This window comes from Paucibacter hankyongi (genome assembly GCF_037482915.1).
Lineage (GTDB): Bacteria > Pseudomonadota > Gammaproteobacteria > Burkholderiales > Burkholderiaceae_C > Paucibacter_A > Paucibacter_A hankyongi.
Window position 1 is genome coordinate 58,895 of sequence record NZ_JBBHJX010000020.1, and the last position, 10,572, is coordinate 69,466.

13 protein-coding genes are annotated in these 10,572 nt (G+C 60.5%); 12 read left to right on the forward strand and 1 reads right to left on the reverse strand.

Annotated elements, in window-relative coordinates; translation table 11 throughout:
• Window positions 1-184 precede the first annotated feature (184 nt).
• The 7 genes from WG899_RS20270 (at window position 185) to WG899_RS20300 (ending at window position 6,026) form a co-directional block, all read left to right on the forward strand.
• A complete protein-coding gene (locus tag WG899_RS20270) occupies window positions 185-967 on the forward strand; it encodes a biotin synthase (protein ID WP_339597474.1) in 783 nt (260 codons plus the stop codon).
• Between the two features lie 265 nt (window positions 968-1,232).
• Window positions 1,233-2,420: a cytochrome c oxidase subunit II gene (gene coxB / locus WG899_RS20275; protein ID WP_339597475.1), complete on the forward strand. Its 1,188-nt coding sequence runs from the start codon at window positions 1,233-1,235 to the stop codon at window positions 2,418-2,420.
• 59 nt (window positions 2,421-2,479) lie between these two features.
• Window positions 2,480-4,105 (forward strand): cytochrome c oxidase subunit I, encoded by a 1,626-nt coding sequence (ctaD, locus tag WG899_RS20280; protein WP_339597476.1) that lies wholly within the window; start codon window positions 2,480-2,482, stop codon window positions 4,103-4,105.
• Between the two features lie 4 nt (window positions 4,106-4,109).
• Complete coding sequence (locus WG899_RS20285) at window positions 4,110-4,226, forward strand: cytochrome oxidase small assembly protein (RefSeq protein ID WP_339597477.1); 117 nt, start codon at window positions 4,110-4,112, stop codon at window positions 4,224-4,226.
• 7 nt (window positions 4,227-4,233) lie between these two features.
• Window positions 4,234-4,845, forward strand: a complete 612-nt coding sequence (locus WG899_RS20290; protein WP_339597478.1) for a cytochrome c oxidase assembly protein — start codon at window positions 4,234-4,236, stop codon at window positions 4,843-4,845.
• Window positions 4,845-5,084, forward strand: coding sequence for a DUF2970 domain-containing protein (locus WG899_RS20295; protein ID WP_339597479.1), 240 nt, complete (start codon window positions 4,845-4,847; stop codon window positions 5,082-5,084). The genes WG899_RS20290 and WG899_RS20295 overlap by 1 nt, the downstream gene beginning before the upstream one ends.
• A 57-nt stretch (window positions 5,085-5,141) precedes the next feature.
• Window positions 5,142-6,026, forward strand: coding sequence for a cytochrome c oxidase subunit 3 (locus WG899_RS20300; protein ID WP_339597480.1), 885 nt, complete (start codon window positions 5,142-5,144; stop codon window positions 6,024-6,026).
• A 74-nt stretch (window positions 6,027-6,100) separates the two neighbouring features.
• Here the strand turns inward: WG899_RS20300 and WG899_RS20305 are convergent, their stop codons facing one another.
• On the reverse strand, window positions 6,101-6,325 hold the full coding sequence (locus WG899_RS20305) for a DUF2909 domain-containing protein (protein ID WP_339597481.1): 225 nt from the start codon (window positions 6,323-6,325) through the stop codon (window positions 6,101-6,103).
• A gap of 39 nt (window positions 6,326-6,364) precedes the next feature.
• On the opposite strand from WG899_RS20305, the gene WG899_RS20310 reads away from it, so the two are divergent.
• The 5 genes from WG899_RS20310 to WG899_RS20330 are packed head-to-tail and all read left to right on the forward strand — an operon-like array spanning window position 6,365 to window position 10,555.
• Window positions 6,365-7,132: an SURF1 family protein gene (locus WG899_RS20310; RefSeq protein ID WP_339597482.1), complete on the forward strand. Its 768-nt coding sequence runs from the start codon at window positions 6,365-6,367 to the stop codon at window positions 7,130-7,132.
• A complete protein-coding gene (locus tag WG899_RS20315; protein ID WP_339597483.1) occupies window positions 7,080-7,832 on the forward strand; it encodes an SCO family protein in 753 nt (250 codons plus the stop codon). The genes WG899_RS20310 and WG899_RS20315 overlap by 53 nt, the downstream gene beginning before the upstream one ends.
• Before the next feature lie 5 nt (window positions 7,833-7,837).
• Complete coding sequence (locus WG899_RS20320; RefSeq protein WP_339597484.1) at window positions 7,838-8,968, forward strand: COX15/CtaA family protein; 1,131 nt, start codon at window positions 7,838-7,840, stop codon at window positions 8,966-8,968.
• Window positions 8,969-8,995: 27 nt separating this feature from the next.
• Window positions 8,996-9,916 (forward strand): heme o synthase, encoded by a 921-nt coding sequence (cyoE, locus tag WG899_RS20325; RefSeq protein WP_339597485.1) that lies wholly within the window; start codon window positions 8,996-8,998, stop codon window positions 9,914-9,916.
• A 6-nt stretch (window positions 9,917-9,922) separates the two neighbouring features.
• A complete protein-coding gene (locus WG899_RS20330; protein WP_339597486.1) occupies window positions 9,923-10,555 on the forward strand; it encodes an SCO family protein in 633 nt (210 codons plus the stop codon).
• Window positions 10,556-10,572 lie beyond the last annotated feature (17 nt).

Consider the following 10,572-nt stretch of genomic DNA (forward strand, 5'->3'; position numbering starts at 1 on the left):
TTCAATATACTGCCGCCCCATGCCCACCTCGCCTCGACCCCCTAGTAGCGCAGCGCAGTCCGCGTCCGCAGCCTCAGCCGCTCCGCGCCCCCAAGCTCTGGCGTCCGAAGCGGTTGCTCATCATCAGCGCAGGATGGCGGGCCTTGACGATGTGCCATGGCTGCACCAGGAGGTGGCGAGCCGGATGGCTGAGCGTCTGTCCATCATCAAGCTGCAGCCCAAACAAGTGCTGCAGTGGCAGGGCTTGTTGGGTGGCGGCGGCAAGGCCTTGCTCGAGGCCTATTCGCAGGCCGAACAAGTCAGCGTTGAACCCACGCCAGAGTTGCGCTCGCGCAGCCAAGCCCTCAATAAGCGCGGCTGGTGGCAGGCCTTGCGCGGCGCGGCCGCGTTGAAGGTCGAGTCACCTGAGGCTTTGCTGCCGGGCCGGGCGGAGTTGGTCTGGGCCAATATGTGTCTGCATGCAAGTCCGGACCCGGTGCACACCTTGGCGGCTTGGCATCAGGCTCTGGCGGTGGATGGCTTTGTGATGTTCTCCTGCCTTGGCCCGGACAGCTTCAAGGAATTGCGCCCGCTCTATGCGCAGCGCGGCTGGGGTCGCCCGGCACCGGACTGGTGGGACATGCACGATATCGGCGACTTGATGGTGGAGGCTGGCTTTGCTGATCCCGTCATGGATCAAGAGCGGGTCAGTCTCACTTGGGCCGATGGCGAATCATTGCTGAAAGACTTGCGCGCCTTGGGCGGCAATTACGCGCCGACGCGATTTGCCGCTTGCCGCGGTCGCCAGTGGCGCGCCGGCTTGATTGAAGCCTTGGAGACTTTGCGCGATGCGGATGGGCGATTGCGCTTGAGTTTGGAGTTGGTTTACGGCCATGCGTTCAAGCCTCAACCACGACTGCGCGTCAGCCCTGAAACCAGCGTCTCGCTGGATCAGATGAGGGCGATGGTGCGCAGATCAAGCAATTGATGGCGCATTGATCTTGCGATTGATCATGCAATAGGCGCGCCAAAGCCACAAACGAGTGTCGGGCATAAGCTAAACTTCGAAATTAGTCGAAATTTGCACCCTGAAGTCTAGGGTCGGGTCTTGCCTAAGGGTTTGCGATAGGTCAAACCAGCTTGGAATATTCAGCAAGGCCTCGGCATATTTTTGGCTTCAGGTGGATATCGCGGCCTTGGCTTGATGCCAAAAGCGATGTCCCAGAATTGAAATAGAAACAAGAGTGACGACCATGAAGATGATGAACGCACGAGTGCATCAGGCCGCGCGCCGCTTGGGACAGGTGGCGCTTGCTGCAGGTGCCTCGCTGGCTACGCAGGTGGCCTTGGCAGTGAACGATCTGCCGGGTGGGCCGGCGGTCAATCAGATCAATCTGCATCCGCCGGTGACCAAGATCGCGGCCGACCAGATGTGGTTGCACAACTTCATGATGATCATTTGTATGCTCATCTTCGTCGCCGTGTTCGGCGTGATGTTCTATTCGATCTTCAAGCACCGCAAGTCCAAGGGTGCCGTGTCCGCCAACTTCCACGAGAGCGTCAAGGTCGAGATCGCGTGGACCGTGGTGCCTTTCATCATCGTGATTCTGATGGCCCTGCCGGCCACCAAGGTGGTGGTGGCCATGAAGGACACGACCAATGCTGACCTGACCATCAAGGCCACCGGTTATCAGTGGAAATGGGGCTATGACTATCTGAAGGGTGAGGGCGAGGGCATTGGCTTCTTGGCTACGCTGGACGCCAAACAACGCGAAATGTCTGACTCCGGCAAGCCCGAGCAGACCGATGACTACCTGCTGAAGGTCGATAACCCGCTGGTCGTGCCGGTGGGCAAGAAGGTGCGCATCATCACGACCGCCAATGACGTGATCCACGCTTGGATGGTTCCGGCCTTCGGCGTCAAGCAAGATGCCATTCCCGGCTTCGTGCGCGACACTTGGTTCAAGGCCGAAAAGACCGGCGACTTCTACGGCCAGTGCGCCGAGTTGTGCGGCAAGGAACACGCCTATATGCCCATCCACGTGAAGGTGGTTTCGGCCGCTGAGTACACGGCTTGGGTCGATGGCAAGAAGAAGGAAATGGCGGCCAAGGCCGATGATCCAAGCAAGGTCTGGGAACTGCCGGCCCTGTTGGCTCGCGGCGAGAAGGTCTACAACGCCAACTGCGCCGCCTGCCACAAGGCTGACGGCAAGGGCGCCGGCCCGATCAAGGCACTCGACGGCTCGCCCGTGGTGCTGGATGAGGACAAGCTCAAGCAAGTGGCTGTGTTGCTGAATGGCCAGAACAACGGCGCGATGCCTTCCTGGAAACAGTTGAGCGACACCGAAATCGCGGCTGTCATCAGCTACACCAAGAACAGCTGGTCTAACAAGACTGGTCAAGTGGTGCAGCCGGCCGAAGTTGTGGCCGCGCGCAAGTAAGCGATTGAACGTCACATAAGCATCAGACAAACGTCGAAAACGTCCAAAGAGGAAACAACATGAGTGCAGTGCTTGACCATCACGGTCACGACGTTCATGACCACCACGATGATCACCACGCCCCCACGGGCTGGCGTCGTTGGGTCTTCGCCACCAATCACAAGGACATCGGTACGCTGTACCTGCTGTTCGCCTTCACGATGCTGATGATCGGCGGCGTGCTGGCCCTGTGCATCCGCGCCGAGCTGTTCCAGCCCGGCCTGCAGTTCTTCAACCCTGAGTTGTTCAACCAGTTCACGACCATGCACGGTCTGATCATGGTGTTCGGCGCCATCATGCCGGCCTTCGTGGGTTTCGCGAACTGGATGATTCCGCTGCAGATCGGCGCCGGCGACATGGCTTTCGCTCGCATGAATAACTTCAGCTTCTGGCTGATGATTCCTGCTGCGCTGATGCTGGTGGCTTCGTTCTTCATGCCCGGCGGCGCTCCTGCAGCCGGCTGGACGCTGTATGCCCCGCTGACGCTGCAGATGGGCCCTTCGATGGATGCCGGCATCTTCGCGATGCACATCCTCGGTGCTTCGTCCATCATGGGCTCGATCAACATTATCGTCACCATCCTGAACATGCGCGCTCCTGGCATGACCCTGATGAAGATGCCGATGTTCTGCTGGACCTGGTTGATCACCGCCTACCTGCTGATCGCCGTGATGCCCGTCTTGGCCGGTGCCATCACCATGACGCTGACCGACCGTCACTTCGGCACCAGCTTCTTCAGCCCCGCCGGTGGTGGCGACCCGGTCATGTACCAGCACATCTTCTGGTTCTTCGGTCACCCCGAGGTGTACATCATGATCTTGCCGGCCTTCGGCATCATCAGCCAGATCGTGCCGGCCTTTGCCCGCAAAAAGCTGTTCGGCTACGCCTCGATGGTCTACGCGACCGCATCGATCGCCATCCTGTCCTTCATCGTTTGGGCTCACCACATGTTCGCCACCGGCATGCCGGTGACGGGTCAGCTGTTCTTCATGTATGCCACGATGTTGATCGCCGTGCCGACAGGCGTGAAGATCTTCAACTGGCTGGCCACGATGTGGCGCGGTTCGATGACTTTTGAAGTGCCGATGTTGTGGGCCGTGGGCTTTATCTTCGTGTTCACGATGGGCGGCTTTACCGGCTTGATCTGCGCCATGGCGCCGGTCGACATCCAGATTCAAGACACCTACTACGTGGTGGCTCACTTCCACTATGTGCTCGTGGCCGGTTCCTTGTATGCCTTGTTTGCCGGCGTCTACTACTGGGGCCCGAAGTGGACCGGTGTGATGTTCAGCGAAACTCGCGGCAAGATCCACTTCTGGGGCTCGTTGATCAGCTTCAACGTGACCTTTTTCCCGATGCACTTCCTGGGTCTGGCCGGCATGCCTCGTCGTTATGCCGACTACCCGATGCAGTTCGCTGACTTCAATGCCATCGCTTCGGTGGGTGCGTTCTGGTTCGGCCTGATGCAGGTTTACTTCTTCCTGTTCGTGGTCATCCCGATGATGCGCGGCAAGGGTGAGAAGGCTGCCCAAAAGCCTTGGGAAGCCGCCGAAGGCTTGGAGTGGGAAGTGCCGTCGCCGGCCCCCTTCCACACCTTTGACACCCCGCCCAAGCTGGATGCCACCGCTACCAAGGTGATTGGCTAAGACCATGGCGCAGAGCCCTGAGCAGCGTAAGAACAACAAGCGTCTCGCCCTCATTTTGTTGAGCGTGGCGCTGGTGTTCGGCATCGGTTTTGTCACCAAGATCGCCGTTCTCGGCTTCTGACGCGACCATGGGCAGCACGACCTGGAGCTTTGCCGCCGCCTTGCGCAGGGACAACCTGCGCCTAGTGGGTAAGCTGGTCGTCGTGGTGGCGATGATGTTCGGCTTCGGCTATGCCCTGGTGCCGCTCTACAACGCCATCTGCTCGGCCCTGGGTATCAATGTCTTGTCCTTGTCCGAGCGCCAGCATGCGGTGCGTGCCGAGGACGTCAAGAATTCCCAGATTGATTACAGCCGCAGCATCACGGTTGAGTTCGATGCCAACTCACGTGGTCCTTGGGAGTTCGCCCCCGCGGTGAACCACCTGACGGTGCATCCCGGTGAATTGACCACGGTGATGTACGAGTTTCGTAACGTTCAAAACCGTGTGATGTCGGCTCAAGCGATTCCGAGCTACGCACCGAAGCAAGCGACCGCGCATTTCAACAAGGTCGAGTGCTTTTGTTTTAACGAATACACCCTGCAGCCGGGTGAGATCAAGAAATGGCCGGTGGTCTTTGTGATTGATCCCAAGCTGCCCAAGGATGTGAAGACGATCACCTTGTCCTACACCTTCTTTGAGGTGGCGGGCAAGGGCAATAAGCAAGCTGCATTGCAGCCAACGGCCGAGCCGCGTTTGTGATGAAGGCTGGTGAAGATTTGAAATTGGCCGCGGCCCGGCCACCGTCTTTTTTACAGACGATGCGGGCGGTGGCGTGGTCATTTTTCGGTGTGCGTCGTGGCGCCGATTATGAAAAAGATGTGGCTCAGTTGAACCCGGTGCATGTGATCATTGCCGGTGTCATTGGGGCCTTGATGTTTGTGCTGGTGTTGGTGTTGTTGGTTCAATGGGTGATCGGCAGCGGTGTCGCCGGCGCTTAAGTTTTTCGAGTTTTAGCCAAGCGTTATCTGAACTGAATTAGTTCGAGGAGAAGAGACATGTCGGCAGCGACTACAACGGGCAAGACCCCTTATTACTTCATCCCAGGCCCATCGGCTTACCCGGTGCTGGGTTCGATCGGTTTGTTCTTTGTGATCCTCGGCGCAGGCCAGTGGATCAACGGCCATCAGTGGGGGGCTTACTCCCTGGCCGCCGGCTTGGTCTGGTTCCTGCTGGTGTTGAAGAACTGGTTCGGTGCCGCCATCGGTGAGAGCGAAAGCGGTCAGTACAGCGACCGCATCGACATGTCCTTCCGCTGGAGCATGGGCTGGTTCATCTTCTCCGAGGTGATGTTCTTCGCGGCTTTCTTCGGCGCCTTGTACTGGGCTCGTGTCCATTCGGTGCCGACGCTGGGCAGCCTGGAAAACAATCTGCTGTGGCCCGACTTCAAGGCCTTGTGGCCCAGCGTTGCCGCTGGCATGACCGCCTCGCCTGCTGGTACCGTGGAAGCCTTCAGCACCATGGGCCCTTGGCCGCTGCCGACCATCAACACCGCATTGCTGTTGACCTCGGGCGTGACTCTGACGATCGCTCACCACGCGTTGATCGCCGGTAACCGCGGCAAGACGATTGGCTTCATGTGGCTGACCGTGTTGCTGGGCATCACCTTCCTGGTGCTGCAAGGCTACGAATACGCTCACGCCTACAACGAACTCAATCTGAAGTTGAGCTCGGGCATCTATGGCTCGACCTTCTTCATGCTGACCGGCTTCCACGGCTTCCACGTCTTCATCGGCATGTTGATGCTGCTGTTCATCACCCTGCGTTTGCAGAAGGGCCACTTCACCAAGGATAGGCACTTCGGCTTCGAAGGCGCCGCTTGGTACTGGCACTTTGTGGACGTGGTCTGGCTGGGCCTCTACGTCATCGTCTACTGGATGTAATTGGCCGGTGCGACCGAAAGGTCGCCCGATTTGCCCGAGCGCCGCTGCAAGCGGCGCTTTTTCATTCCTCGCCTTTAACTGCGCAATGGCAGGCCGGTCGGTTCGATCCAGCCCATCAGGTAGCTCAGCAATATGAACAAGAACAAGGCCACTGAAACGCCCACCCGTACGGCCAGGGCGCGAGCCATGTTCGGACCTCGTTTGCTGTTGGCACCCGAGCCATTTTTCAGCATGAACAGACCGGCGGCAGCCAGTGCCAGCAAGATGCCAATGAAGGCGAGCGCAAGGACGATTTTCATGGTCGAAGATTATCCCTTGCCAGGGCTTCGGAGCGCTGCATGAGCCCGCGCTTGCGTTCGCGTTTGGTCTTGCTGGCCACGCTGGCAGCGCTAGCGCTGACGCTGCGTTTGGGATTTTGGCAACTCGACCGCGCGCAACAAAAGTTAGATCTGCAAGCCGGGATCGAGGCGAATGCCAAGCTTCCACCTTTGAACGGCGCGGCCTTGCAAAAGGAGCTGGTTCAAGCTCAGTCTCAAGTCCATCGGCGTGTGCTGCTGCGCGGCCATTGGTTGCAGGACAAAACCATTTATCTGGATAACCGTCCGATGGCCGGGCGCTTCGGCTTTCTGGTCGTGACCCCGCTGTCGATTGAAGGGCGCGCGGAGGCGATCTTGGTGCAGCGCGGCTGGGTGCCTCGCGACGCAGCCGATCGCAGTCGTTTGCCGGCGCTGCCTTCGTCGCCGGAAGCTGTCGAGGTGCTGGGACGACTGGCGGCGACGCCGTCAAGGGTTTATCAACTGACGGCGGCAGAGAGTGGTGCCGTCCGGCAAAATCTCGACGCCGGCGCCTACGGTCAAGAGATTGGCCGGGCCATGCTGCCGCTGACGGTGTTGCAGTTGGATGATCCGGCCGCGGCAGGGTCGACAGGGTCGGCCGGCCAAGTTGCCGGCGATGGCCTCTTGCGCGACTGGCCGGCTCCTGATCTGGGTTTGCACAAGCATTATGGATACGCGTTTCAATGGTTTGCGCTCGCTGCGCTGCTGATAGGTCTCTATGTCTGGTTCCAAACAATCCGCCCCCGTCTCCGCGCCCACCGCCGCTCGTGAAGTGGGCTTTGAAGCCGGCGCGCCAAATGGCGAGCCGATCAATGACCCGGTCGCGCTGACGGTGCACAGCCTGCCCGACCCCCGCTCGGCGTCCGAGGCTCAGCGTACCCGTGGCGGCCGCCTGCGCATGTTGCTGGTGATGGCGGCTTGTGCGGCGCCGGTGATCGCGTCCTACTTCACCTTTTATGTGATCCAGCCGCGTGGTCAGGCTTATGGCGATCTGATCCTGCCGACGCAGGACATCCCCGCGCAGCTGAGTCTGAAGACGCTGGACGGACAGACTGTCACGGCCGAATCTCTGAAGGGCCAGTGGCTGCTCACTTTGGTGCAGGACAGTGCTTGCGATGCCGACTGTGAAAAGCTCTTGTTCATGCAACGTCAGTTGCGCGAAATGCTCGGCAAGGAGCGCGACAAGGTCGACAAACTCTGGCTCGTGCCCGACGACCAGCCGCTGCGCCCCGAGTTGCAGCAGGCGGTGACGCAGGGCATCCCTGTCACCGTGCTGCGTGCGCCGCGTGCCGAGCTTGAGGCGTGGCTGAAGCCCGCAGCCGGCGGAGCCTTGCGAGACCACCTCTACATCATCGACCCGATGGGGCGCTGGATGTTGCGCTCACCGGTCAAGCCGGACCCGGGCAAGATCAAGAACGATCTGAATCGATTGCTGAAGGCCAATGCGGGCTGGGACAAGGCAGGGCGCTGATCCCCATGACGGCCGCTGCTTTTGATCTTTCACCGCTGGGGCAGCTGATGGGCCTGGGCGCCCTGTTAGCGGCCGGCCCCTTGCTGTGGCTGCGCTGGCGCAAGGGCGAGTCCAGCCCGCAGGCTCGCTTGCGGGCGTTGACTTTGCTGACGTTGTTTTTGACCTTTGATTTGGTTTTGTTCGGAGCCTTCACGCGTCTGACCGATTCCGGTCTAGGGTGTCCCGATTGGCCAGGTTGTTATGGCAGTGCCAGCCCGTTGGGCGCCCGCGATGAAATTCATGCGGCGCAGAGTGCCATGCCGACCGGTCCGGTCACGCATGGCAAGGCCTGGGTCGAGATGGTGCACCGCTACCTGGCCAGTGGCGTCGGTGTGTTGATCTTGGTGCTGTGCGTCAGGAGTTGGCGCTTGGCCGCCAAGGGCGCAAGCACGGTCTCACCCTGGTGGGCCAGCATCACCTTGTTCTGGGTTTGTATGCAGGGGGCGTTCGGCGCCTTGACGGTCACGATGAAGCTGTTTCCGCTCATCGTCACCTTGCACTTGTTGGGCGGCATGGGCTTGTTGATGCTGCTGGCCTGGCAGGCGCGGGCCTATCAACCACGCCCCTTGCCGAGCAGTCGGCCGCTCTATCTTGGCGCCTTGCTCTTGTTGGTTTTGTCGCTGCTGCAGGTCGGCCTGGGCGCTTGGGTCAGCACCAATTACGCGGTACTGGCCTGCTCCGAGTTTCCTCAGTGCCAGCCCGGTGTCTGGTGGCCCGCCATGGACTTCTCGCAGGGCTTTGCGCTGTGGCGCCCGCTGGGTGTCAGTTCGGCCGGTGGCTGGTTGCCTTTTGAAGCCCTGACGGCCATTCACATGGTGCACCGCCTCGGCGCGCTCTTGGTGTTCAGCGCTATCTTGCTGTTTGCCTGGATGCTTTGGCGCAGTGCTCAGCCGCAGCTGCGCCTGTGGGCGCGGCGCATGCTGTTGGTGGCGGCTTGGCAACTCTTGAGTGGCCTGTCGAATGTCGTGTTGGATTGGCCCATGCTGGCTGCGCTGGCGCACACGGGTGGCGCTGCGATGCTGCTGCTCTTGCTGAGTTTCTTGCTGGCGGGTTTGCAGCAGGGCGCACGACCGGCCCAGCTCCCCGTTTCCCCCTGAACCCGTTTTACCGATACGCTTCGCCCTATGGCTTCCTCCTCTTCCGTCGCTGCCGCCGCAGGCCAGAGCTCGCGCTGGCAACAGTACTACCAACTGACCAAGCCTCGGGTGGTTCAGTTGATTGTGTTCTGCGCCATCATTGGCATGGCCTTGGCCATTCCCGGTTTGCCCAATGGTGAACAGTGGATCAAGGTCTTGGCCGCCACCGCCGGCATCTGGCTGGTGGCCGGTGCCGCCGCGGCCTTCAACTGCCTGATTGAGCAGCAGATCGACGCCAAGATGAAGCGTACCTCCTGGCGGGCCACCGCCAAGGGCCAGCTGAGCCGGACGCAGACGCTGAGCTTCTCGGCCGTGCTGGGCGGGGTGGGTTTGGCGTTGCTGTGGTTCTGGGTCAATCCGCTGACGATGTGGCTGACCTTTGCGACCTTCATTGGCTATGCGGTCATCTACACGGTGATTCTGAAGCCGATGACGCCACAAAACATCGTCATTGGCGGCGCCTCGGGCGCCATGCCGCCGGTGCTGGGTTGGGCGGCCTTGCGGGGTGAGGTGGGCCCTGAGGCCTTGCTGATGTGCCTGATCATCTTCCTCTGGACGCCGCCGCACTTCTGGGCCTTGGCGCTTTACCGCACCGAGGACTACCGCAAGGCCGGTTTGCCGATGCTGCCGGTGACGCACGGTTCGGAGTTCACCCGCCTGCAGGTGTTTCTCTACACATGGATCTTGCTGGCGGCGACGCTTCTGCCCTTCTTGACCGGCATGAGCGGTTGGATCTATTTGGTCGGCGCCGTGCTCTTGGGCCTGGGCTTTTGCGGCTATGCCTGGAAGCTCTGGCGCAACTACTCCGACGAGCTGGCGCGCGCCACCTTCCGTTTCTCCATCTTGCACCTGTCGCTCTTGTTTGGGGCGCTGCTGCTGGACCACTATCTGCAGCCTTGGTTGGCTTGAATGAGCATGCTCTTGAACAAGCGGTCTTTATTGAAACTCGCGCTGTTGGCCCCTTTGTCGCTGGGCCTGTCCTTGGGCTTGGGCGGCTGCGACCGGCTTGGCGAGGCGTCGTCCAAGGCGAGCTTCCAGGGGGTTGATTTGACCGGCGCCGAATACGCCCATGGCTTGAGCTTGAGCGATCAGGACGGGCACAGCCGCAGCCTGGCGGAGTTCAAGGGCAAGGTGGTGGTCGTCTTTTTCGGCTACACCCAATGCCCGGACGTCTGCCCGACCACCTTGGCCGAATTGGCCGAAGTGAAGCGTTCACTGGGTGCAGATGCCGAGCGCGTGCAAGGTGTTTTCGTCACCGTCGACCCCGAGCGCGACACCGCCGCCTTGCTGAAAGCCTATGTGGCCAGCTTCGACCCTGCCTTTGTGGCGCTGCGTGGCAGCGAGGAGCAAACCAAGGCTGCGGCCAAGGAATTCAAGGTCTACTACGCCAAGGTGCCGGGTAAGACGCCCGAGAGTTACACCATGGATCACACTGCCGCCAGCTTCATCTTTGACGCGCAAGGGCGCGTGCGCGTGTTCTCGCGCTATGGATCCGGCGCCAGCGCCCTGGCCAATGACATTAAGCTCTTGCTGGCCGAAAAGGTTTGAGTCCTCGCTTGAGCGCG

Bases quoted from the DNA above. Each gene is read 5' to 3' on its own strand.
- WG899_RS20310 (WP_339597482.1), top strand. From the start codon at position 6,365: ATGAGCCCGCGCTTGCGTTCGCGTTTGGTCTTGCTGGCCACGCTGGCA.
- WG899_RS20330 (WP_339597486.1), top strand. From the start codon at position 9,923: ATGCTCTTGAACAAGCGGTCTTTATTGAAACTCGCGCTGTTGGCCCCT.
- WG899_RS20305 (WP_339597481.1), bottom strand. From the start codon at position 6,325: ATGAAAATCGTCCTTGCGCTCGCCTTCATTGGCATCTTGCTGGCACTG.
- ctaD (WP_339597476.1), top strand. From the start codon at position 2,480: ATGAGTGCAGTGCTTGACCATCACGGTCACGACGTTCATGACCACCAC.
- coxB (WP_339597475.1), top strand. From the start codon at position 1,233: ATGAAGATGATGAACGCACGAGTGCATCAGGCCGCGCGCCGCTTGGGA.
- WG899_RS20270 (WP_339597474.1), top strand. From the start codon at position 185: ATGGCTGAGCGTCTGTCCATCATCAAGCTGCAGCCCAAACAAGTGCTG.
- WG899_RS20290 (WP_339597478.1), top strand. From the start codon at position 4,234: ATGGGCAGCACGACCTGGAGCTTTGCCGCCGCCTTGCGCAGGGACAAC.
- WG899_RS20315 (WP_339597483.1), top strand. From the start codon at position 7,080: ATGTCTGGTTCCAAACAATCCGCCCCCGTCTCCGCGCCCACCGCCGCT.
- cyoE (WP_339597485.1), top strand. From the start codon at position 8,996: ATGGCTTCCTCCTCTTCCGTCGCTGCCGCCGCAGGCCAGAGCTCGCGC.
- WG899_RS20320 (WP_339597484.1), top strand. From the start codon at position 7,838: ATGACGGCCGCTGCTTTTGATCTTTCACCGCTGGGGCAGCTGATGGGC.
- WG899_RS20295 (WP_339597479.1), top strand. From the start codon at position 4,845: ATGAAGGCTGGTGAAGATTTGAAATTGGCCGCGGCCCGGCCACCGTCT.
- WG899_RS20300 (WP_339597480.1), top strand. From the start codon at position 5,142: ATGTCGGCAGCGACTACAACGGGCAAGACCCCTTATTACTTCATCCCA.
- WG899_RS20285 (WP_339597477.1), top strand. From the start codon at position 4,110: ATGGCGCAGAGCCCTGAGCAGCGTAAGAACAACAAGCGTCTCGCCCTC.